22 protein-coding genes are annotated in these 23,684 nt (G+C 56.3%); 5 read left to right on the top strand and 17 right to left on the bottom strand.

What is annotated here, in order from left to right:
* Positions 1-49: 49 nt before the first annotated feature.
* The 3 genes from ompR (at position 50) to CHR62_RS11260 (ending at position 2,838) form a co-directional block, all read left to right on the top strand.
* Positions 50-784, top strand: coding sequence for a two-component system response regulator OmpR (gene ompR / locus CHR62_RS11270; protein WP_093969104.1), 735 nt, complete (start codon positions 50-52; stop codon positions 782-784).
* A gap of 33 nt (positions 785-817) precedes the next feature.
* Positions 818-2,179, top strand: a complete 1,362-nt coding sequence (locus CHR62_RS11265) for a sensor histidine kinase (RefSeq protein ID WP_093969555.1) — start codon at positions 818-820, stop codon at positions 2,177-2,179.
* 110 nt (positions 2,180-2,289) lie between these two features.
* On the top strand, positions 2,290-2,838 hold the full coding sequence (locus CHR62_RS11260; RefSeq protein WP_093969105.1) for a peroxiredoxin: 549 nt from the start codon (positions 2,290-2,292) through the stop codon (positions 2,836-2,838).
* Positions 2,839-2,843: 5 nt separating this feature from the next.
* Here the strand turns inward: CHR62_RS11260 and ispF are convergent, their stop codons facing one another.
* Both ispF and ispD read right to left on the bottom strand, forming a co-directional pair.
* Positions 2,844-3,335, bottom strand: coding sequence for a 2-C-methyl-D-erythritol 2,4-cyclodiphosphate synthase (ispF, locus tag CHR62_RS11255; protein WP_123661005.1), 492 nt, complete (start codon positions 3,333-3,335; stop codon positions 2,844-2,846).
* Positions 3,332-4,075 carry a 2-C-methyl-D-erythritol 4-phosphate cytidylyltransferase gene (gene ispD, locus CHR62_RS11250; protein WP_123661004.1) on the bottom strand — a complete coding sequence of 248 codons (744 nt, stop codon included), beginning with the start codon at positions 4,073-4,075 and terminating at the stop codon, positions 3,332-3,334. Before ispD ends, ispF begins: the two co-directional genes overlap by 4 nt.
* Positions 4,076-4,091: 16 nt before the next feature.
* On the opposite strand from ispD, the gene mfd reads away from it, so the two are divergent.
* Both mfd and serB read left to right on the top strand, forming a co-directional pair.
* Positions 4,092-7,604, top strand: coding sequence for a transcription-repair coupling factor (gene mfd, locus CHR62_RS11245; RefSeq protein ID WP_123661003.1), 3,513 nt, complete (start codon positions 4,092-4,094; stop codon positions 7,602-7,604).
* Between the two features lie 49 nt (positions 7,605-7,653).
* Complete coding sequence (gene serB / locus CHR62_RS11240; protein WP_123661002.1) at positions 7,654-8,511, top strand: phosphoserine phosphatase SerB; 858 nt, start codon at positions 7,654-7,656, stop codon at positions 8,509-8,511.
* Here serB and CHR62_RS15995 read toward each other — a convergent pair.
* The 15 genes from CHR62_RS15995 to CHR62_RS11165 form a co-directional block, all read right to left on the bottom strand.
* Entirely contained in the window at positions 8,480-9,025 is a 546-nt protein-coding gene (locus tag CHR62_RS15995; protein ID WP_123661001.1) for a DUF2818 family protein, read from the bottom strand. The two genes, serB and CHR62_RS15995, sit on opposite strands and share 32 nt — an antisense overlap.
* 9 nt (positions 9,026-9,034) lie before the next feature.
* Positions 9,035-10,519: an NADH-quinone oxidoreductase subunit NuoN gene (gene nuoN, locus CHR62_RS11230; protein WP_370318060.1), complete on the bottom strand. Its 1,485-nt coding sequence runs from the start codon at positions 10,517-10,519 to the stop codon at positions 9,035-9,037.
* 9 nt (positions 10,520-10,528) lie between these two features.
* Positions 10,529-12,031, bottom strand: a complete 1,503-nt coding sequence (locus CHR62_RS11225) for an NADH-quinone oxidoreductase subunit M (protein ID WP_199722935.1) — start codon at positions 12,029-12,031, stop codon at positions 10,529-10,531.
* On the bottom strand, positions 12,028-14,046 hold the full coding sequence (gene nuoL, locus CHR62_RS11220; protein ID WP_123661071.1) for an NADH-quinone oxidoreductase subunit L: 2,019 nt from the start codon (positions 14,044-14,046) through the stop codon (positions 12,028-12,030). Before nuoL ends, CHR62_RS11225 begins: the two co-directional genes overlap by 4 nt.
* A gap of 11 nt (positions 14,047-14,057) precedes the next feature.
* The gene (gene nuoK / locus CHR62_RS11215; RefSeq protein ID WP_093969112.1) at positions 14,058-14,366 is read right to left on the bottom strand and encodes an NADH-quinone oxidoreductase subunit NuoK; all 309 of its coding nucleotides are present in this window, start codon (positions 14,364-14,366) and stop codon (positions 14,058-14,060) included.
* A complete protein-coding gene (locus tag CHR62_RS11210; RefSeq protein WP_123660999.1) occupies positions 14,363-14,971 on the bottom strand; it encodes an NADH-quinone oxidoreductase subunit J in 609 nt (202 codons plus the stop codon). Before CHR62_RS11210 ends, nuoK begins: the two co-directional genes overlap by 4 nt.
* Before the next feature lie 18 nt (positions 14,972-14,989).
* A complete protein-coding gene (gene nuoI / locus CHR62_RS11205; protein ID WP_093969114.1) occupies positions 14,990-15,478 on the bottom strand; it encodes an NADH-quinone oxidoreductase subunit NuoI in 489 nt (162 codons plus the stop codon).
* Between the two features lie 19 nt (positions 15,479-15,497).
* Entirely contained in the window at positions 15,498-16,571 is a 1,074-nt protein-coding gene (nuoH, locus tag CHR62_RS11200) for an NADH-quinone oxidoreductase subunit NuoH (protein ID WP_123660998.1), read from the bottom strand.
* On the bottom strand, positions 16,572-18,902 hold the full coding sequence (gene nuoG / locus CHR62_RS11195; protein WP_123660997.1) for an NADH-quinone oxidoreductase subunit NuoG: 2,331 nt from the start codon (positions 18,900-18,902) through the stop codon (positions 16,572-16,574).
* 15 nt (positions 18,903-18,917) lie between these two features.
* On the bottom strand, positions 18,918-20,285 hold the full coding sequence (gene nuoF, locus CHR62_RS11190) for an NADH-quinone oxidoreductase subunit NuoF (protein WP_093969117.1): 1,368 nt from the start codon (positions 20,283-20,285) through the stop codon (positions 18,918-18,920).
* Positions 20,282-20,776, bottom strand: a complete 495-nt coding sequence (gene nuoE, locus CHR62_RS11185) for an NADH-quinone oxidoreductase subunit NuoE (protein WP_123660996.1) — start codon at positions 20,774-20,776, stop codon at positions 20,282-20,284. Before nuoE ends, nuoF begins: the two co-directional genes overlap by 4 nt.
* A 34-nt stretch (positions 20,777-20,810) precedes the next feature.
* Positions 20,811-22,067 (bottom strand): NADH-quinone oxidoreductase subunit D, encoded by a 1,257-nt coding sequence (locus CHR62_RS11180; protein WP_123660995.1) that lies wholly within the window; start codon positions 22,065-22,067, stop codon positions 20,811-20,813.
* Between the two features lies 1 nt (position 22,068).
* A complete protein-coding gene (locus CHR62_RS11175) occupies positions 22,069-22,680 on the bottom strand; it encodes an NADH-quinone oxidoreductase subunit C (protein ID WP_123660994.1) in 612 nt (203 codons plus the stop codon).
* Between the two features lie 38 nt (positions 22,681-22,718).
* A complete protein-coding gene (locus tag CHR62_RS11170; protein ID WP_017524972.1) occupies positions 22,719-23,195 on the bottom strand; it encodes an NADH-quinone oxidoreductase subunit B family protein in 477 nt (158 codons plus the stop codon).
* A gap of 87 nt (positions 23,196-23,282) precedes the next feature.
* Positions 23,283-23,642: an NADH-quinone oxidoreductase subunit A gene (locus tag CHR62_RS11165; RefSeq protein ID WP_093969558.1), complete on the bottom strand. Its 360-nt coding sequence runs from the start codon at positions 23,640-23,642 to the stop codon at positions 23,283-23,285.
* Positions 23,643-23,684: the final 42 nt, after the last annotated feature.

Here is a 23,684-nt window from a genome sequence, read left to right as displayed (position 1 = left end):
TGCTACTAGCCTCTTCACGGGCCCAGCCGACCCTGTTACATTTTCGACCATGAATACTCATACACCGCCTCCTACCCGAAAAATCCTCGTTGTCGACGACGATCCGCGGCTACGCGACTTATTGCGCCGCTATCTGACCGAACAGGGGTTCAACGTCTTCGTGGCCGAAGACGGCAAAGAAATGAGCAAACTCTGGCAGCGCGAGCACTTCGACCTGCTGGTACTCGACCTGATGCTTCCGGGCGAAGATGGTCTGTCGATATGCCGTCGCCTCCGCGGCAGCCACGACAACACCCCCATCATCATGCTCACGGCCAAAGCCGAAGAAATCGACCGCATTGTCGGGCTAGAAATGGGCGCAGACGACTATTTGTCCAAGCCCTTCAACCCACGCGAGCTTCTGGCGCGCGTCAATGCCATTTTGCGTCGACGCGGCACGGAAGAACATCCCGGCGCCCCCAGCCAGGAAAACGAGTCCATCGAGTTTGGGCCGTACGTACTTAATCTGTCTACGCGTACGCTCACCCGCGAAAACGAACCGGTCCCAATCACTACCGGTGAGTTCTCTGTGCTCAAGGTCTTTGCGCGCCATCCCAAAATCCCCCTGTCGCGCGACAAACTCATGGAGCTTGCCCGCGGCCGCGAATACGAAGCCTTCGATCGCAGCCTCGACGTTCAGATTTCCCGTTTGCGCAAGCTTATCGAGCCCAACCCGTCCAAGCCCGTTTTCATTCAAACCGTCTGGGGCTTGGGTTATGTCTTCATCCCCGATGGCGGTAGCTAACCGGCCGGGCGTACCGGTTTGCTGATTCGTTACATGCCAATTTTTCAGCAACACTACGAGCGCCTCAGGTCAAAAGTCCGGCTGGGTCTTTTCAGCCGGTCTTTTTTATTGCTGGGCCTGCTCATGCTGGTCAGCCTGGGAGCATGGCTCGAAGTCTTCTTCAGCATGGAAGAAGGCCCTCGCGCCATCCAGATGGCACAACGCGTCAGCACGTCGCTCAGCATTACACGATCCGCGCTTGTCTACGCGCCCATCGACATGCGGCCTTCGCTGCTGCTCGACCTGGCCACCAAAGAAAGCCTCCGGATTCAGCCTCGCGACCCGTCTGACGAGCTTGAACCGCTGCCCAACTCCAACTACTGGAATCATGTCGTTGCCGAAATTAAAAACCGGCTGGGTCCCGACGCCCAGGTCATGTGGTCAGTCAATAATGTTCCCGGCATCTGGGTCAGCTTTGAAATCAACGACGACCGGTTCTGGCTGGTGTTCGATCGTGAGCAACTCGGACTTGCCGGCGGCATAGAATGGTTCTGGTGGGGCGTAACTGCGCTGCTGCTGGCCCTGGTCGGATCAGCAATCAGTGTACGTTTTGTCAACCGGCCATTATCGGCACTGGCCAAAGTAACGCAGCAATTGTCCCGGGGCGAGATCCCATCGCCACTGCCCGAAGACGGCCCCCTCGAAATCCAGGAAATCAACATCGCCTTCAACCGCATGACCCAAGACTTGCGGCAAACCGAAGCAGACCGCGAAATCATGCTGGCTGGTATTTCGCACGACTTGCGCACGCCCCTTGCCCGAATGCGGCTCGAAATCGAAATGAGCAACGTCAGTGACGAGACCCGGCAAGCCATTGACCAGGACCTGGCTCAAATAGATCACAGTATTGGGCAGCTCATGGAATATGCGCGCCCGGCGACCTCGCCACCGGAAATCGGGGTCAACGTTAGCGAAGTCCTCGAAGACTTGTTCGACCGTGAAAAATCCCACACCGAAACACTGCGAGGGCACCTCAACGGCGAAATCGCCCCGGGCCTTATCGTGCGCATCGCCCCCATCGACCTGAAGCGTATTGTCAGCAACCTTATCGAAAATGCCCGTCGTTATGGTCGTTCGCCCATCGACGATACCTGTTATATCGACCTGAACGCCTGGGCTGAAGGCAATAAAGTCATCGTGCAGGTTGCCGATCGAGGTTCGGGCATTGCGCCCTCCGAAGTGCAGCGACTGCTACGTCCTTTCTCGCGAGGCGAAACCGCCCGCACCGGCGTCAGCGGCGCTGGGCTGGGGCTGGCCATTGTCGAGCGTCTGCTAGGCCACGTTGGCGGGCGCCTCAAGCTCAGCAACCGGTCCCCCAACGGTCTGGTCGCCCGCATCGAGCTACCGCGCGGGTAATATCAGCGCCTTGGGCATAACCCTGATACAGCCTTTTTACACGCTTGCTTGCCTTACAATGGGCTAAAACCCCCACGTATCGGGCCCTCCCGATCACTGCAGGAGCACGCATGAAAACTGTTGGCGACAAACTCGAACCCTTCAAAGTCATTGGGGTAAAACCCGGGTTCACACACCACGAAGAAAATGGCGTTTCTGCCTTCGAAGACATCACCGAAAGCTCTTTTCCGGGCAAATGGAAAGTCATTTACTTCTACCCAAAAGACTTTACTTTTGTTTGCCCAACCGAAATCATTGGTTTTAACGACCTGTCGGCCGAGTTCGACAATCGCGACGCCATCTTGATGGGTGGGTCGTCTGACAATGAATACGTCAAACTGGCCTGGCGCCGCGAAAGCGCCGACCTCGAAAAACTGACCCATTTCCAGTTTTCAGACACAGCGGGCGCACTGATCGACCAGTTGGGTATTCGTGAAAAACTCGAAGGCGTGGCGTTGCGCGCTACGTTTATTGTCGACCCCGACAACGTTATACAGCACGTGTCAGTAAACAATCTGGCCGTAGGCCGCAACCCGAAAGAAATTTTGCGCACACTCGATGCTCTGCAAACCGACGAGCTGTGCGCCTGCGGGCGTGAGGTGGGCGGCGAAACCCTTTAGGGCCGTTAGCCGTCAAGCGGCAACAACAAAGCCACAGCATTGGCGGCAATGCCTTCTTTACGGCCTAAATGCCCCAGACCCTCGTTGGTTTTGGCCTTAAGGTTTACTTGCGATATCTCGAGGCCCAGGTCTTGGGTAATACACTGCACCATTGCGCCAATGTGCGGCGCCATTTTAGGCGCCTGGGCATGAATTGTGGCGTCTATATTACCCACCTGCCAACCCGCCGCCATCACCCTGGCGTAAGCTTCACGCAGTAAAACGCGGCTATCGGCACCTTTATAGGCCGGATCGGTGTCGGGAAAATGCCGGCCAATGTCGCCTAAGCCTGCGGCACCGAGCAACGCGTCTGTCAGGGCATGCAGCAATACATCGGCATCAGAATGCCCCGCCAGGCCCCTGTCGTGGGGGATAGTGACCCCGCCTATGATCAAGGGGCGCCCCTGCACCAATGCATGCACATCAAACCCTTGTCCTATCCGAAACGGCAGTTTCATAACCATTTTTCCATCAGTTCAAAATCTTCGGGCCAGGTGACCTTGAAATTGCGCACCGAGCCGGCGACAAGTCGTGGCGCCACACCTAGCAGTTCTACAGCCGACGCCTCGTCGGTAATTTCTTTATTGCTTTGTAATGCCGCCCGAAGCGCGCGCAGCAACAGATCGGCCTGAAACATTTGCGGCGTTTGCGCCAGCCACAAACCATCGCGCGACACCGTTTGCGCCACAACAGCCACGGCCGGCTGAACAGCTGGCGCTGCCCCCGTCAACACACAGGAGTCTGGCGCGGGTTGCGCGCCAGCGCGCTTAACCGTATCGGGCACCGGCTGTGCCAGCAGCGCGCCTTGGCCCTCGGCAAGACAAACGTCAATCAGCCGCGACAGGGCCGCTTTGGGCAAACCCGGCCTTGCCGCATCGTGGACCAGCACCCAGTCGCCGTGCGACAGGTCGGCGTCTTCGAGGGCGGCCAACACCGTATGCGCGCGACTGGGACCGCCGCAAGGCCGGCACACAGTACGATCAAGGCCGTGCAACGCGACGTGGGCGTGTGGATCGGCAGCCGATACCGCCACCCTGACCTGATCAACGCGCGAATCGGCCAGCAAGGCCTCGACGGCCCAGCGCAGCATGGGTTTACCTTGCAGCAGACGGTACTGCTTGGGCTGGTCGGCCGGGTCGCGTTGTGCACGTTGACCCACACCTGCGGCAGGCACGATGGCAATAATTTTCTTGGACATAGAAAGAGATTTTATAATGGCTGCCACGATGTCGACACAAACCATTTCCCCCGCCCACTCAGACCACCCTACCCAGCTTCCCGGCACCCCGGCCCTGATCACCGCGCTGAAGCCCGGCCAGCGCTATGCCATAGGTGCGCCACCTGGCTCGGGAGACGCTTGGCTGCTGGCCGACCTGGCGCAAACGGCGGGCAAAACACTCTTGGTGCTTTGCGCTGATCCGCTCACTGCGCAGCGTATCGCCGAAGAGGCCGTGCGTTTCAGCCCCGGTCTGCGCGTGCGTCAGCTACCCGACTGGGAAACCCTTCCCTACGATAGCTTTTCGCCCCACCAAGACCTGATATCAGAGCGCCTCGAAACGCTGCATGCCCTCATGAACAATGAGGTCGATATCATTACCGTCCCTGTCAGCACGGCGCTCTACCGGCTCGCTCCGCCCTCCTTTCTTGCCGCCTACACCTTTTCATTCAAGCAAGGCGACAAACTTAACGAAGAAAGCCTTCGACAGCAGCTCACACTGGCCAATTATGCACATGTCACACAAGTGACCGCGCCAGGCGAGTTTTGTATCCGTGGCGGCCTGATCGACCTGTTTCCGATGGGTTCGGCCGTCCCCTACCGAATTGACCTGTTCGACGACGAAATCGAGTCCATCCGCAGCTTCGATGTCGATACACAACGCAGCATTTACCCAGTGCGCGAAGTCCGTCTATTGCCTGGGCGTGAGTTCCCGATGGACGAAGCCGCACGGACTCAGTTCAGGGCGCGCTTTCGCGAAGTTTTCGAGGGCGATCCTTCGCGCGCACTACCCTACAAAGATATTGGCAACGGCATTGCATTTGCCGGGGTGGAGTACTACCTCCCCCTATTCTTCGAACAAACGGCCACACTATTCGATTACCTGAAAGGCGACACGCTAACCGTCACCATTGGCGACATCGAAGGGGCGATTCAGCACTTTAGCCAAGACACGCATGGTCGTTATCAGTTCTTGAAGAGCGATCGCGAACGCCCGGTATTGCCCCCGGGCGAGCTATTTTTAGGCACCGAAGCGTTGTTTGGCGCACTAAAGAATTTTGCCCGGCTAGCCATTACGGCCGACGCAACGCACCCCGACTTTTCCCCTGCACCATCAGTCGCGGTCGCACGCCGCGCCGAAGACCCGGTTGCCAAGCTGCGCGCGTTGGTCAGCGCCGGCGATACACGCGTTGTTTTATGTGCCGACTCGGCTGGCCGGCGCGAGACGCTGCTGCAAATGCTCGAAGAGTTCAACCTGCAGCCCAACGCAGGCGCCGACAACTTGCACGATGCTTTCGCGTTGAATGCAGCGTTTTGCATCACCGTTGCTCCGCTAACCACCGGGTTTGCCATACCGGCTCGCGCGCTGACGCTACTAACCGAAAACGATCTGTATCCCGCGGTGGCGCATGCCCCGCGTCGCAGTAGCAGACGTGGCGGCGAAAGCAGTAATGCCGAGGCGATGGTGCGCGATCTCTCCGAGCTGCGCGAAGGTGATCCGGTCGTTCATGTGCAACACGGTATCGGGCGCTATCATGGTCTGATCGACATGGATCTTGGCGAAGGAAAAATGGAGTTCCTTCATCTTGAGTACGCAACCGGCAGCACACTTTATGTGCCCGTATCCCAACTGCACCTGATCGCCCGCTATAGTGGCGCCGACCCCGACCAAGCCCCCTTGCACCAACTGGGCAGCGGGCAGTGGGACAAAGCACGGCGCAAGGCCGCTAAACAAGTCCGTGATGCCGCCGCCGAACTGTTGGCCCTTTACGCCATACGTGCCGCCCGCGAAGGCTACGCCTTCAAGTTGCCTCTCAACGACTATCAAGCATTTGCAGAAGGCTTTGGCTTCGAAGAAACGCCAGACCAAGCCGCCGCCATCGAAGCCGTTCTGAACGACATGACCTCGGGTCGCCCGATGGACCGCTTGGTATGCGGCGATGTAGGCTTTGGTAAAACCGAAGTCGCTTTAAGAGCTGCTTTTCTGGCAGTGGCCAACGGCAAACAAGTGGCCCTGCTCTGCCCCACCACATTGCTGGCCGAGCAGCATGCCCAGACGTTTGCCGACCGTTTCGCCGACTGGCCGGTCAAGGTCGTCGAGTTGTCTCGGTTCCGTTCTAGTAAAGAAATCAACGCAGCATTGGCTGGCCTGGGCGACGGCACCGTCGATATTGTCATAGGCACGCACAAAATATTGTCCAAAGACGTTACCTTCAAGCGCCTTGGCCTAGTGATTATCGATGAAGAACACCGCTTTGGCGTGCGCCAGAAAGAGGCGCTTAAGGCGTTACGGGCCGAGGTCGACGTCCTGACCCTGACCGCCACCCCCATTCCCCGCACGCTGGGTATGTCGCTTGAAGGCATTCGCGACTTTTCGGTCATTGCCACTGCTCCGCAAAAGCGCCTGGCTATTAAAACGTTTGTACGCCGCGAAGACGGCAGCACCATCCGAGAAGCACTACTACGCGAACTAAAACGGGGCGGCCAGGTTTACTTCTTGCACAACGAAGTCGAGACCATTCATAACCGACGGGCCCGCCTGGAAGAGCTGGTGCCCGAGGCGCGCATCGCCGTGGCCCATGGCCAGATGCCCGAGCGCGAGCTAGAGCAAGTCATGAAGGGCTTCTACCAGCAAAAATACAACGTTTTGCTGTGTACAACCATCATCGAAACCGGCATCGACGTACCCACGGCCAACACCATCGTCATCCACCGCGCCGATCGCCTGGGACTGGCTCAACTGCACCAGCTGCGCGGGCGTGTTGGCCGTTCGCATCACCAAGCCTACGCGTACTTGTTAACGCCAGGCGAAGATGCCATCACCACCAATGCTAAAAAGCGGCTGGAAGCCATTCAATCGATGGAAGACCTGGGCGCCGGCTTTTACCTGGCCATGCACGACCTTGAAATTCGGGGTACGGGCGAGGTCCTGGGTGAATCGCAGTCGGGCAATATCCACGAAATAGGCTTTGCGATGTATTCGGAAATGCTCAACACTGCTGTCAGGGCACTCAAGGCCGGCGAAGAGCCCGACCTCGAGTCACCGTTTGCCGCCAAATGCGAAGTGAACCTGCATACGCCCGCCCTCCTGCCCTCCGACTACTGCCCCGATGTACACGCACGTCTGGGCCTATACAAAAAGTTGTCAAATGCTAATCACGAAGATGAGCTGATCACCTTGCAAGAAGAACTAATTGACCGTTACGGCAAATTGCCCGAGCCCGCGCAAATGCTGCTGGCGACGCACCGTTTACGCTTGGAGGCCGAAGCCCTGGGTATTGTGAAGATCGACGCCAGCGAAAACGCAGCGCTTGTCCAATTCTCGGCCAAACCTAATGTCGACCCTTTGCGCATCATTCAACTTGTACAAACGCAACGCAACGTAAAGCTTGCCGGGCAAGACAAACTCAAGGTCGAGTTCAAGGCCACGGGCAGCACATCGAAAGAGCTCACCAACCCGGTCAACACCCGTATCAATGCATTGCGTGGCATCATGCGGTCATTGCATTAACCCGCACGTGCACCTAGCACCCAATTACTATTATTCGCCGTTAACCATCATGACTCACCTAGTCCTTCAAGCGCCTACACTCGACAACCTTCGCGTCGAGAAAATTGCAGCGCTAGCTCAGGCGGCCTCGCTCAAGCCCATTAACAACACTGCAGTCAAACTGCAAAATATAGACGTCAGCGCCCGCGCTGACATTGCAGCACAATGTCACGACCTGGGTATCGATGCCGCGTTTCTAGACACGGTTCGCCCACTGGCAGACTGCAAGATTTTGGCCATGGATATGGACTCAACCCTGATCAACATTGAGTGCATTGACGAAATCGCTGATATGGTGGGGCGCAAGGCCGAAGTATCAGCCATCACCGAAGCCGCCATGCGCGGCGAAATTAAAGACTTTTCAGAAAGCCTGCGACGGCGTGTAGCGCTGCTTGAGGGCGTCACGGTTGAAGCCCTTGAGCGCGTGTACTCAGAGCGACTGCAGTTAAACGCCGGCGCCGAGAAGCTTATCAAAACGGTTCAGACCGCAGGGTTGAAAACCATGCTGGTGTCGGGCGGCTTTACCTTATTTACCGAAAGACTGAAAGCACGACTGGGGCTGGACGAAGCCCATGCCAATACGCTTGAAATTATTGACGGCAAGCTGACCGGCCGCGTGTTAGGCCCGATTGTCGACGCCCAAGGCAAAGCCGACTACCTGACAGCACTGGCGCAACGAACCGGTGCCGCTTCGACACAAATTATTGCCATGGGCGACGGCGCCAACGACCTAAAAATGCTGTCTTTAGCCGAATATTCAGTGGCTTACCGCGCCAAACCGGTGGTACGCGAACAGGCAAACTTTGCGCTAAGCTTTAGTGGCCTTGACGCCGTACTTAACTGGTTTTGCCCGAACGGTGCCGCATAAGGTAGCGGTAGACGTACCCAGGATACGCCATCACCAAAAACAAGCTTAGCGTGATGGCGTAGAACTCCCAGCCCTGAACAAATACATTGCCCATGCTGGCCTCGAAGGCAAACGCCAATACGCCAACCAGCGCATAAAACACCAGCACTTCGACCAAGCGGTCGAAAAACGACTTGCCGGCAGGCGCAGATGCTGCTGCACTAGCGTTACGCCTGGCCGCCACACTGGGGTAAGCCATGAGAACCGCTACCAATACCAGCAATAAGGCCACGCGTAACAGCATGCCCATGGGTGACATCAAACCCTGACCAACCCACCACAAAGTGCCAGCGCCCAGGCCTGCCAATACTGCGAAAAACAGCAGCGACTCGAGCCAGCGCATGGGCCCCTGCACAAAGCGCCCGCCCGGCGCTGACCAGGGCAGCACCAGCAAGGGCTTGTGCGTGGCAAACGGTAAATTAGCCGTTACCAGCGAGAGCAAAATCAGCAAGACTATCGCCAGTGTTTGATCCATGGCGCTGCCTTAAAAGCCCAAAGAGCTGTCGATAACCGACACGCATAAGGCCATGAGACCACCTGGCAAAATACCCAATACCAAAATGGCCAGACCATTTAATGACATCAGGCCGCTAGAGACAGTACCCGTGGGCACCGGATGCACCTCGCCTTCGGGTTCGTCGAAGTACGCCATTTTGACGACACGCAAGTAGTAGAACGCACCGATGAGCGAGAAAACAACGGCAACAACAGCCAGCCAGACCAGACCTGCACCTACGAGTGCCTGCAGCACGCTAAGCTTGGCGTAAAAACCAACCAGTGGCGGAATACCGGCCAACGAGAACATGGTTAACATCAGGACGCCCGCCAAAATAGGGCTGCGTTGATTCAAGCCTTTAAGATCGGAGATCTCTTCGCACTCGAAGCCGCTACGGCTAAGCAACAAAATAACGCCAAATGACGCCAAGGTGGTCAATACATACACCACCATATAAAACAACGATGCGCCATAGGCTTCGGTAGCGATGGGCTGATTCTCGACCATGCCCGAAAGCAGGCCCAGGAATACAAAACCCATGTGCGAAATCGTGGAGTACGCCAGCATACGCTTGAAGTTCGTTTGCACAATGGCCGTCAGATTACCCACGGCCAGCGACAACACCGCGAGAATAAGCAGCATGGGCTGCCAATCGAAGGCCAGCCCGTGCAAGCCATCGACCAGCAAACGCATGACAATAGCGAATGCAGCCAGCTTGGGCGCACCACCCACAATAAGCGTTACCGCCGTCGGTGCCCCTTGGTAAACATCGGGTACCCACATATGGAAGGGGACAGCGCCAAGCTTGAACGCCAGACCCGCCACAACGAACACCAAACCAAAAACCAGCGGCAAACGTTCAGCTTGGTCGGCCTCGATGACCTGAGCAATACCCGCCAGATCGAGGAAGCCCGTGGCGCCGTAAATCATCGACAGACCGTATAACAAAATACCCGACGCCAGCGAACCCAGCACGAAGTACTTCATGGCAGATTCGGTTGCGTTGATGTTTTCGCGGCGAAGTGCAATGAGGGCATACAACGCGAACGACATGAGTTCGATACCCAGATAAACCGTCAGCAAGTTACCGGCCGAAATCATGACCATCTGCCCCAACAAGGCAAACAGCGTCAGGGTATAGAACTCGCCGCCTCGCGTCATCATGTCGCGCTTGAAAGCGTACTCGCGGCCATACACCAGCGTAATGGCAACCGCAATATACGACGCAATTTTCAAGAAGTGCGATAGCTCGTCGACAACGTAAAGGCCGCTGAAGGTTGCGCCCTCGACGCCGTCACGCCATTGCACTACCGAGACGGCAGTGACAGCCGCGAGCGATGCCAGCGTCAGCCAGAACGTTAACGAACGGTCGGATGACTTGCTGAAGGCATCGACCAGCAGCACCAGCACAGCCAGAATCAGCAGCAGAATTTCGGGTAATGCCAAAGCGAAAAGAAATTGGTATTGCATAATGATCCGGGCCTACAGTTTCGAGACAGAGACGTGGTCGAGAAGCGCCTGCACCGAAACGTGCATCACGTCAGTGAAGGGCTTGGGATGAATACCCATGTAAAGCACCATGATGGCCATGATGCCCAACAGGAAGAACTCGCGTCGATTCAGGTCGGACAAACCACGGACTTCGTCGTTGGTAATGTCGCCGTAGGCCACACGCTTGACCATCCATAGCGAATACGATGCACCCAGGATAAGCGCCGTAGCTGTTAGCACACCGATCCAGAAGTTGTACTCGACGGCACCCATGATGACGGTGAACTCGCCAATAAAGCCGCTGGTAGCAGGCAAACCGGCGTTAGCCATGGAAAACAGCACGAAGAACGTGACGAACCGGGGCATAACACTGACCACGCCGCCGTAAGCGTCGATACGCCGCGTGTGCATGCGATCGTAGAGCACACCAATACAAAGGAACATGGCACCGGATACAAACCCGTGCGACACCATTTGAACAATAGCGCCTTCGATACCAGCCGTGTTGAAAATAAAGAAGCCCAGGGTCACAAAGCCCATGTGTGCAACCGATGAATACGCCACCAGTTTTTTCATGTCGTCTTGAACAATGGCCACCAGACCAATGTAGATAACGGCGATGAGTGACAGAGCGATCATCAGGCCGGCCAAGCTGTGCGAGGCATCGGGTGCAATGGGCAACGAGAAACGCAGGAAGCCGTAAGCGCCAAGCTTGAGCATGATGGCCGCCAGCACAACCGAGCCCCCGGTTGGGGCTTCGACGTGAGCGTCGGGCAACCAAGTGTGTACCGGCCACATTGGCACCTTGACCGCAAACGCAGCAAGCAAGGCAATAAAAATAAGCACTTGCGGTGTATAAGCCAGCTTAAGGTCGTGCCAGGTTTGGATGTCGAACGAACCGCCCGACGCATGCCACAAATACAAGAAGGCAACCAGCGTCAACAAGGAGCCCATCAGTGTATACAAGAAGAACTTAAACGCCGCATATACACGATTCGGGCCACCCCACACACCAATGATGATATACATCGGAATCAAAGTGGCCTCGAAGAACACATAGAACAGCATGCCGTCGAGGGCTGCGAACACGCCGACCATCAGACCTGACAAAATCAGGAAAGACGCCATGTACTGGGCAACCTTCTTGGTAATGACTTCCCAGCCGGCAATAACCACAATAATGGTAATAAATGCAGTAAGCAGGACAAACCACAACGAAATACCATCGATACCCAAGTGGTAATTAATCGCGAACGATTCAATCCAGGGTGTCTTTTCGACAAACTGCATGTCGGCAGTGTTGTTGTTGAAACCCACATACAGGGGGATCGTAACCAGAAACCCCACAACCGCACCAATGAGCGACAGCCAGCGCGTCAGGCCAGGCCGATCGTCACGACCCAGCAGCAGCACGACCAAGCCTGCGACGATCGGGACGAAAATCGACAGTGTGAGCCAAGGGAGAGAAGAAGACGCCATATCGCTAGCCATCAGTGAACCGTCAGGACAAAAAAGGTTAAGAACGCCAAAATGCCGATAATCATGGCAAAGGCATAGTGGTAGATGTAGCCAGACTGCAGGTGGCGGCTGACGGCTGCCACAACACCGACCACCCGCGCACTACCATTGACCAGCAGCCCATCGATCAGGCCGCGGTCGCCCGCTTGCCACAGGCCACGGCCCAGGCAACGTGCACCGCGCGCAATAATCTGCTCGTAGATCCAGTCAACGTAGTACTTGTTTTCGAGCATGGTGTTAACGCCGGACAAACTGCGCTTAACGGCCGCCGGCAGGGCCGGGTTCACCATGTAGCAGTACCATGCCACGACCAGCCCAGCCACCATCAGCCAGAACGGCACGGTCACGAAACCATGCAGCGCATAGGCCAACCAGCCATGCCAGTGCGAAGCCAGTTCGGCCATAGCCGGATGCTCGGGCAGAACCTTGATGACGCCATCGAAATAGCTGCCGAACAACAGCGGATCGATAAACCAGATACCGGCAAATACAGACGGAATAGCCAGCAGCACCAGAGGAAGCGTAACCACCCACGGGGATTCGTGCGGCGTACCCCCATGATGACCGTGATCGTCGTGCCCGTGAGCATCGTGCCCAGGATGGGCGTTACCCGAAGTGTCGAAACGCGGCTTGCCATGAAAGACCAAGAAATACACACGGAACGAATAAAGGGACGTAACAAACACACCGATAAGCGTCGCGTAGTAGGCAAAGCTTGCGCCCCAGACATTAGCTGCACCTGCTGCTTCGATGATGTTTTCTTTGGAGTAGAAACCAGAGAAGAACGGCGTCCCGACAAGGGCCAGCGTACCGATCAGGAAAGTGAGCCAGGTAATGGGCATGTATTTACGCAAGCCACCCATGTTTCGGATGTCTTGATCGTGGTGCATGCCGATAATGACCGACCCGGCCCCAAGAAACAGCAGCGCCTTGAAGAACGCGTGTGTCATGAGGTGGAAAATGGCGACCGAATAAGCCGAGGCCCCCAAGGCAACTGTCATGTAGCCCAACTGAGACAACGTTGAGTATGCCACCACACGTTTGATATCGGTTTGGATGATGCCCAAAATGCCCAGGAACAACGCACCGATAGCACCAATAACGATCACAAACGACAGCGCCGTCGACGACAGTTCGAACAGCGGCGAGAAACGCGCCACCATGAAAATGCCGGCCGTCACCATAGTTGCCGCGTGAATCAGTGCCGAAATCGGGGTTGGACCTTCCATTGAGTCGGGCAGCCAAGCATGCAGCGGCACCTGGGCTGATTTACCCATAGCCCCGATGAACAGGCAGATACATGCGACGGTTAACAGGTGCCAGTCAGTGCCCGGGAATGTAGTGGCCGATAGCGTGTCGGCTTTGGCAAAGATGTCGCCATAGTGCATCGTGCCCGTGTAGGCAAACAGCAAACCAATGCCCAGAATGAAGCCGAAGTCGCCCACGCGGTTGACCAGGAAGGCTTTCATATTGGCGAAAATAGCCGTAGGACGCGTATACCAGAAACCGATCAGCAAATACGACACCAGACCCACCGCTTCCCAGCCAAAGAACAACAGCAGCATATTGTTCGACATGACCAGCATAAGCATGGAAAAGGTGAACAGCGAAATATACGAGAAGAATCGCTGGTAGCCCGGGTCGTCGGCCATGTAGCCAATAGTGTAGATATGCACCATGAGCGACACCGAAGTGACCACTACCATCATCAGGGCTGAAAGCCCGTCGATCAGGAAGCCGATCTCGATGGGGATATTACCGATCATGTTCCAGGTGTAGACAGTACCGTCGAAGGTTTGACCGTCAAGCACCTGAAACAGGACGATGACCGAACCGATGAACGAAACCAGCACGCCCAAAATAGTGATGGAATGCGCGGCGGAGCGGCCCACTTGGCGACCGAGAAACCCGGTACCGAACAAACCGGCAATGAGCGAACCGGCCAACGGCGCCAGTGCGATGAGAAGGTAAAGATTGGTTGAACTCATAATTGGCAATCCCATCAACCGTTAAGGTGATCCAGTTCTTCGACGTTGATGGTGTTGAGATTACGGAACAGCAACACCAGAATGGCCAAACCGATAGCCGCTTCGGCGGCCGCAACGGTGAGGATGAAGAACACGAACACCTGGCCCGAGGCTTCGCCAAACCAGGTAGAAAACGCAACAAAATTGATATTGGCCGACAACAGAATGAGCTCGATCGACATGAGCAGGATCAGTAAATTGCGACGATTTACAAAAAAGCCGAATACGCCAATACAAAACAGAATGGCCGACAAAATAAGATAGTGTGCAAGCGTAATGGTCATTTCGAAGCGTCCTTTTCTGTCTGCGAAGCCAGATTAACCAACCGCACACGGTCTTTGGCACGCACTTTGACCTGTTCAGACGGGTTGTTGTATTTAACGTCGCGACGCTTGCGCAGGGTAAGCGCAATGGCGGCAACCATGCCGACCAGCAAAATCACTGCGCCGATTTCGACCGCGAATACGTAATCGGTATACATGAGCTCGCCCAGGGCACGAGTGTTGTTGTAGTCAGCAGGCAGATCGGCCGGGGGGCCTGCATCGAACCAGGTACTACCCAGCACAAACGCCATTTCGAGCACCATGATGACGCCGATAAACAGGCCGGCAGGCAAATACGCCTTGAAGCCTTTGCGCAAGCTTTCGGAACGGACATCAATCATCATGACGACGAACAGGAACAGCACCATCACGGCGCCAACATACACCAGTACAAGCAACAGGCCGAGGAACTCGGCGCCGATCAGGATCCAGAGCATGGCGGCCGTAAAGAACGCCAGAATGAGGTTGAGGACAGCGGTGATGGGGTTGGGTGCCGTGATTACACGGAACGCCGCCACCACCAGCACAATCGCCAGCAAGTAGAACAGGACGGTCGTAAATGTCATGGTTATCAGGCCCTGGAATTAACGGTAAGGCGCATCGGCTGCGCGTCGTGCGGCGATTTCGGGTTCGTAGCGATCACCGATGGCCAGCAGCATGTCTTTGGTGTAGTACAAGTCGCCGCGTTTTTCGCCGTGATACTCGTGAATATGCGTTTCGACAATAGAATCGACTGGGCAGCTTTCTTCGCAGAAACCGCAAAAAATGCACTTGGCTAGGTCAATATCGTATCGAGTCGTACGGCGTGAGCCATCGTCGCGCTCTTCGGACTCAATGGTAATGGCCATTGCCGGGCATACTGCTTCGCACAACTTACAGGCAATGCAACGCTCTTCGCCGTTGGGGTAACGACGCAGGGCATGCAAGCCACGGAAACGCGGTGACGCGGGAGTTTTTTCTTGCGGGTAGCGCAATGTGACTTTGCGCTTGAAGAAATACTTGCCGGTCAGACGCATGCCCTTGAGCATCTCGGAGAGCAGCAAACTGCCGAAAAAATCTTTAATTGCTTCCATGTTCAGCTCCTGTCATCCCTTATTGCCAGATGTTCCATGGCGTTTGCATCCAGATGGCGACCAGCAGCAGCCAGACCCCGGTAAACGGAATGAATACTTTCCAGCCTAAACGCATGATCTGGTCGTAGCGATAACGCGGGAACGTGGCACGGAACCAGATGAACAGCGATACGACAAAGAAGGTTTTAAGGCCCAGCCATAGCCAGCCCGGCACCCAGGTAAATGGTGCGATATCGACCGGTGGCAACCAGCCACCCAAGAACATGATGGACGCCATCGCAGACAGAAGAATCATGTTGGCGTACTCACCCAGGAAGAACAGCGCAAACGCCGTACCTGAATATTCGACCATGTGGCCCGCCACGATTTCGGATTCGCCCTCTACCACGTCGAAGGGGTGACGGTTGGTCTCGGCCACGCACGAAATCACGTAGATAACGAACAGCGGCAGCAACGGCAGCCAGTTCCAGGACAGGAAATTAAGACCGTTATTGGCGAAGGTGCCACGGTCTTGGCCCAGAACGATTTCGCTGACGTTAAGCGAACCCGACACCAGCAATACAGTGATCATGACAAAGCCGATGGCCAGCTCGTAGGACACCATTTGTGCCGCAGCACGCATGGCGCCCAAAAATGCATACTTCGAGTTGGACGCCCAACCGGCAACAATTACGCCATATACCCCGACCGATGTAATGGCCATGATGTAGAGCAAACCCGCGTTAATGTTGGACAACACCATTTCGGGGCCAAAAGGAATAATGGCCCACGCCGCAAGGGCCGGCATCAGTGTGACCACCGGCGCCAGGATAAACAGCACTTTATTGGCCTGACCGGGGATGACCAACTCTTTTGTCAGCAGCTTGAAAACGTCGGCAAACGGCTGCAACAGACCACGGAACCCAACCCGAGTGGGGCCCAGACGAACGTGCATTGCGCCGATCATCTTGCGTTCCCAGTAGGTCAGGTAAGCCACACAAAGAATGACCGGGACTGCGACCACCAGAATCATGACCAGCGTCCAGACCACGTACCAGGCGGTAGGGCCGATAAGATCGGTGCCGAACGCCTCAAGCATATTCAGCCATTCCATTTAAATTCGCTCCACGGAAAGTTGGCCAAAAGCACTGCCCAGACCCAACGTTTGCGGGAAAGTCGCAGCCACACGTACTGCCCCCTTCACCACACCGTCATCAGCTTGGACAACCAGTTCAGCAGCGCCGGTCGATGACTTGACACGGACGCGCTGGCCGGACGACACGCCAAGCTGTGCGAGGGTCTCGGAGTGAGCACGCAAAACTGGCGCTTGCGATGCGGGCGCCGCCTGGAGCGGCTCGGCGCGACGTACGATGGCGTCGGTACGATAAATGGGCAGATCGGTCACGCGCTCGAAAGACTGAGCGGCTGTGGGCACCAGCCCTGCTTGTGCAACGACGCGATTTGAGAGACGGTCTTGCACGTTCCCGGCAAACACCGAATCACGCACGGACTCTGAAGTTTCGTCGTCGAAACCTTGCAATTCGAATAGATTACCCATGACGCGAAGCACCTTCCATCCGGGACGGGATTCGCCTAACGGCGCAACCGTGCCGCGGAAGCTCTGTGCCCGCCCTTCGGCATTGACAAAGGTGCCGGAAGTTTCTGTGTACGGCGCAATGGGCAGCATGACGCTGGCCCAGGCCTGAGCAGCAGACGCATACGACGTGAGAGCCACCGAGAACTCGGCGGCCTGCAAAGTATTGATGGCCTGCTGGCCGTTGTCGGCGTCAAACTCGGGCTCGGCGTGCAACACGATGAATGCCTTGAGGCCTTGGGCAAGCATTTGTTCGGCAGTAAGGCCCTGCCCTTTGGGTACCGCACCTGCCAGGTAGCCACCAACTGTGTTGCCACCTGGCGTAAGGAAGCCAAGCTTGCCTGCGGCCAATTGAGCAACCAGTTGAGCATTGGCCGCCAACAAGGAAGCCTGTGGCGAAGTAACCGCCATATTGCCTACAAGCACAGCAACATTACCGCCGGCAGCCAGGCTGTCGGCAATGCGTTGGGCTTCGGGTGAGACGTCGACGCCCGCAAACGCCGCAGGAATAGCTTGACCCTTGATTTGTGCCAGCGCAACAGCGACCTGTGCAACCGCGTTAGGCAACTGCGAGGGTGCAGCCGCCAGGCGGCCGGCAACTGGGAATAAGGGATCGTCGTGCGCGGCATCGATGAACGACACCTGCGTGCCCCGCTTGGCGGCTTGACGCAGACGCTGAGCGAACAGTGGGTGATCTTTACGCAGGAACGAACCGACCACCAGGACTGCATCGAGGTTATCGAGCTCGGCGACAGGCATGCCCAACCAAGGGGTGCCGGCAATAGCCGCGCCAAAGGCTGGGTCGGTGTAACGCAACCGGAAATCGACGTTTTCGGTGCCTAAGCCACGGGCAAGTTGCGCCAGTAACGCGAGCTCTTCGGTGGTAGCCATAGGGCTACCGATGGCGCCTATGGCACCTGCCCCGTGCGCTTCGCGGACTTTATTCAGCCCCTTGACTACGGCCTGCAGGGCATCGCCCCAGGACACTTCGTGCCATTGGCCATTAGCGTCTTTAACCATGGGATGAGCCAAACGATCTTCTGTGTTTAGCCCAGCGTAGGCAAAGCGGTCGCGGTCGCTGATCCAGCATTCGTTGACGGCTTCGTTTTCGAAGGGGACCACGCGCATGACCTGGTCGCCCTTGACCTGAACGACGATGTTTGCACCCACGCTGTCGTGCGGGCTGACGGAGCGGCGCCGAGCCAGCTCCCAGGTGCGGGCGGTATAGCGGAATGGTTTGGAGGTTAGCGCGCCGACCGGACAGATATCGATCATGTTGCCCGACAGCTCGGATTCGACAGCGCGGCCTACGAATGTGGTGATTTCGGAGTGTTCGCCCCGATTCAGCATGCCTAATTCCATTACGCCGGCAATTTCCTGACCAAAGCGGACGCAACGCGTGCAGTGAATGCAACGCGGCATTTCTTCGGCGGAAATAAGGGGACCCATGTCTTTATGGAACACCACGCGCTTTTCTTCCTGGTAGCGCGATTCGGAGCCGCCGTAACCCACGGCGAGATCTTGCAATTGGCATTCCCCGCCCTGGTCGCAAATGGGGCAATCGAGTGGGTGGTTGATCAGGAGAAACTCCATCACGCTTTTCTGAGCGGCAACGGCCTTTTCAGAGCAGGTGTGGACCACCATGCCGTTGGTTACGGGCGTGGCGCAGGCCGGCATAGCCTTGGGCGCTTTTTCGACCTCGACCAGGCACATGCGGCAGTTTGCCGCGATGGAGAGTTTCTTGTGATAGCAAAAATGCGGCACATAAAGACCCAGCTTATTAGCCGCATGCATAACCATGCTGCCCTCGGGGACTTCGACCTGTTTGCCGTCGATGGTGAGTTCTACCATTAGCGTATCCTGAGCCTACAAATATTTGGGCACCACACAGCTTTTATGCTCGATGTGGTGTGCGAACTCGTCGCGGAAGTGCTTGATGAAACTGCGTACGGGCATAGCTGCCGCATCGCCCAGGGCGCAAATAGTGCGGCCCATGATATTGAATGCCACGGAGTCGAGTACATCGAGGTCTTCGGGACGACCCTGACCGTTTTCGATGCGCTCGAGGATGCGATACAACCAGCCAGTGCCTTCGCGACATGGTGTGCACTGACCGCAGCTTTCTTCGTAGTAAAAGTAAGACAAGCGCAGCAGCGACTTAACCATACAGCGGGTTTCGTCCATGACGATGACAGCACCCGAACCCAACATGGAGCCGGCTTTGGCAATGCTGTCGTAGTCCATCGTGGCTTGCATCATGATATCGCCCGGCACGACCGGCGCACTGGACCCACCCGGAATAACGGCCTTTAACTTGCGACCGCCCTTCACACCACCGGCCAGTTCCAGCAGCTTGGAAAACGGCGTGCCCATAGGAACTTCGTAGTTGCCCGGCAATTCGACGTCGCCCGACACAGAGAACAACTTCGTGCCGCCATTGTTCGGGATACCGGTTTCGAGGTAGGCCTGGCCGCTGTTACGGAAGATCCAGGGCACGGCTGCGAATGTTTCGGTGTTATTGATAGTGGTCGGTTTGCCGTACAGACCAAAGCTGGCTGGAAACGGCGGCTTGAACCGCGGCTGACCTTTTTTGCCTTCAAGCGACTCGAGCAAAGCTGTTTCTTCGCCGCAAATGTAGGCGCCGAAACCATGAAATGCATGCAGCTGGAAGTTGAAACCCGACCCCAGGATGTTGTCACCCAAAAAGCCAGCCTTGCGCGCCTCTTCGAGGGCTTCTTCGAAACGATCGTAGATTTCGAAGATTTCGCCGTGAATATAGTTATAGCCTACGCTGATACCCATGGCGTAAGCCGCAATGGCCATCCCCTCGATAACAATATGCGGATTGAAACGCAAGATATCGCGATCTTTGAATGTGCCGGGCTCGCCTTCATCAGAGTTGCAGACCAGATACTTCTGACCCGGCAAGTTACGCGGCATGAAGCTCCATTTCAGACCCGTAGGAAAGCCCGCACCACCCCGACCCCGCAAACCCGAGGCCTTGACCTCGGCAATGACATCTTCAGGCTTCATGCCTGTTGTGAGAATTTTGCGCAGGGCCTCGTAGCCGCCGCGTTTGATGTAATCGTCGAGGCGCCAGTTAGTGCCATCGAGGTTCGCCACAATTTGTGGATCGATGTGGCGACCATGAAAAATCATGCTGCGCGACAAATCGTTGTTTGGCGCAATGGTCAGGCCTTCGGAGAAGGACTGGAGAATATCGGCGGTACTCATTTTGCACCCCCGTGTTTCTTGAGTTCGTTGATCATGGCATCGATTTTTTCTGGGGCCATGCGGACACACATGTGCTTATTGTTGACCAGCATGACGGGCGAATCGCCGCACGCCCCCATGCATTCGCCTTCGAGCAAAGTAAACAGGCCGTCGGACGTCGTTTCGCGAAACCCGATGCCCAATGTTTTCTTGATGTGCTCGGCCGCACCTACACCATCACGAAGCGCACAGGGCAAGTTAGTGCACACGGTGAGCTTGAAGCGCCCTACCGGCTGAGTGTTGTACATGTTGTAGAAGGTGGCGACCTCTTGTACTGCAATAGGCGCAACACCAATGTAGCGAGCAACGTCCTCAAGGACCTCGGCTGACAACCAGCCGGTTTCATCTTGGGCGATGGTAAGGGCAGCCATAATGGCCGATTGCTTCTGGTCGTCGGGGAACTTGGCGAGTTCCCGGTCGATCTTCTGGTAGGCTTGTTCTGAAAGCAGCATAATTTAAACCCGGTATTTACCTTGTTGGCGCCGGTTAGCGGTCGATTTCACCAAACACGATGTCGAGCGTACCAATAATGGTCACGGCATCGGCAATCATGTGTCCGCGCGACATTTCGTCGAGAGCCTGTAGATGGGCAAAGCCCGGCGCGCGAATTTTAAGGCGGTAGGGTTTATTAGCCCCGTCGGCAACCATATAAATGCCGAACTCGCCTTTGGGGTGCTCGACACCCGAATACACTTCGCCGCGCGGCACGTGCATACCTTCGGTAAAAAGCTTGAAATGGTGAATCAGGTCTTCCATACCCGTCTTCATGTCTTCACGCGACGGCGGCGACACCTTATGGTTATCGGAGATGACTGGACCAGGATTGTTACGCAACCACTCGACGCACTGGCGAATAATGCGATTACTTTCGCGCATTTCGGCCACACGCACCAGGTAGCGGTCGTAGCTGTCGCCGTTGGTCCCGACAGGAATATCAAATTCGAGACGATCGTAGACTTCGTAGGGCTGAGTGCGGCGTAAATCCCAGGCAATACCTGAGCCACGCAGCATGGGGCCAGTAAAGCCAAGCGCCTTGGCGCGATCGGGATCGACTACACCCACGCCCACCAGACGCTGCTTCCAGATACGGTTGTCGGTCAGCAAGGTTTCGTATTCGTCGACACACGCCGGGAACCGGTTGGTGAAATCTTCGATGAAATCGAGCATTGAACCTGAACGCGCATCGTTCATGGCTTTGAGCTCTTTGGCGCTGCGATACTTGCTGGTTTCGCCATACTGAGGCATGGTGTCGGGCAGATCGCGATAAACGCCACCCGGACGGTAGTAAGCCGCGTGCATGCGCGCACCGGAAACGGCTTCGTAGCAGTCCATCAGGTCTTCGCGCTCGCGGAAGGCATACAAAAACACCGCCATGGCGCCCACATCGAGACCGTGCGAACCAATCGACATGAGGTGGTTAAGAATGCGGGTGATTTCGTCGAACATGACGCGGATGTACTGCGCCCGCAGCGGTACCTGAATGCCGGCGAGCTTTTCGATAGCCATGACGTAGGCGTGCTCGTTGCACATCATGGACACGTAGTCGAGACGGTCCATATAGGGCAAGGCCTGAATGAACGTTTTATGCTCGGCGAGCTTTTCGGTGGCGCGGTGCAACAGACCAATATGCGGATCGGCGCGCTGGATGACTTCGCCGTCGAGCTCGAGCACCAGGCGCAACACGCCGTGTGCCGCTGGGTGTTGCGGGCCAAAGTTCAGGGTGTAGTTTTTGATTTCAGCCATGTTAACGCTCTACTCCGTAACCTGCCTCGCGAACGATACGCGGCGTGATCTCGCGCGGCTCGATGGTCACCGGCTGGTAAACCACCCGCTTCTGTTCGGTGTCGTAACGCATTTCGACGTTACCCGACAGCGGAAAGTCTTTGCGGAAAGGATGGCCGATAAAGCCATAGTCGGTAAGAATGCGACGAAGATCGGGATGCCCCTCGAAAACGACGCCATACAAGTCAAAGGCTTCGCGCTCGAACCAGTTGACGCTGGGCCATACGTTGACCAGGGATGCAATGACGGGGAAGTCGTCGTTGGGCACCCAGACACGGACACGCAGACGCCAGTTGTGCGTAACCGACAACAGATGCAGCACCACTGCAAAACGCTGAGGGAATTTAGGCGCCGGCGCCATGAAGGCAGGCTCGCCGTAGGTCGCGTAATCGACGCCGCACAGGTCGATGCAAGATTCGAACGCGAGTGCGGATTTGTCGCGCAGCACCGTACAGGCATCGACCCATTGGTCGGCGGATACTTCGAGGGTGAGTTCGCCAAACGCTTCGGTTAGCGCACAGGCCGCGCCAAACTGCGCCTGGAGGTTATTTTTTAGCGTTTCAAGCCGGGTCATGATGTGATCTTTTAACGGTAATGAAAACAGCCGACCGATTAACGGGCGATGGTGTTGGTTAAACGGATCTTGTTCTGCATTTGCAGCAGGCCGTAAACCAGCGCCTCGGCCGTGGGCGGACAGCCCGGCACGTAGACATCGACCGGAACGATGCGATCGCAACCGCGCACAACCGAATAGGAGTAGTGATAGTAGCCGCCGCCGTTGGCGCATGAACCCATAGACACAACCCAACGCGGCTCGGGCATTTGGTCGTAAACCTTGCGCAGGGCAGGCGCCATTTTGTTGCACAACGTGCCGGCGACAATCATTAGGTCGGACTGACGGGGGCTGGGGCGAAAAATAATACCGAACTGGTCAAGGTCGTAGCGCGCCGCGCCGGCGTGCATCATTTCGACCGCACAACAGGCCAGACCGAAGGTCATGGGCCATAAAGAGCCTGTTTTGGCCCAGTTCAGAAACTTGTCTGCACTGGTGGTGATAAAGCCTTCTTTCAGAATGCCGTCAATAGCCATGATTTTGCCTAAATGCCAAGAGAGGGGAAATGCGGAAAGGACAACGCAGAACGCGGCGCAACCGTTGGGCCACGCCGCAAAAAAGGCTTACTCCCAGTCGAGCGCGCCTTTTTTCCACTCGTAAAGAAAACCGACGGTGAGCACCGCCAGAAACACCATTACCGTCCAGAAACCCACAAGGCCGACGGTACCGTTTGCAATGGCCCAAGGGAACAAGAAGGCGATTTCGAGATCGAACAAAATAAACAGAATGGCGACCAGGTAATAACGCACGTCGAATTTCATGCGCGAATCGTCGAAGGCTTCGAAGCCGCACTCGTAGGGTGAGAGCTTTTCAGCGTCGGGCCGATGAGGGCCCAATACCCGCCCCACCGTAAGCAGCGCAAACCCGATAGCCGTTGCTACGATGATGAAAAGCAGAACGGGAAAATATTCTTGCAGGTTCATGCCGTGCATCCAATCGTGATAAGTAAACTTCCGGATTGTATC

The sequence above is a fragment of the Pusillimonas sp. NJUB218 genome, from assembly GCF_003788685.1.
In the GTDB taxonomy this organism is placed as follows: domain Bacteria; phylum Pseudomonadota; class Gammaproteobacteria; order Burkholderiales; family Burkholderiaceae_B; genus Neopusillimonas.
The sequence above is the reverse complement of the archived record's forward strand: the minus strand, read 5'-3'. Positions and strand labels throughout refer to the sequence as shown.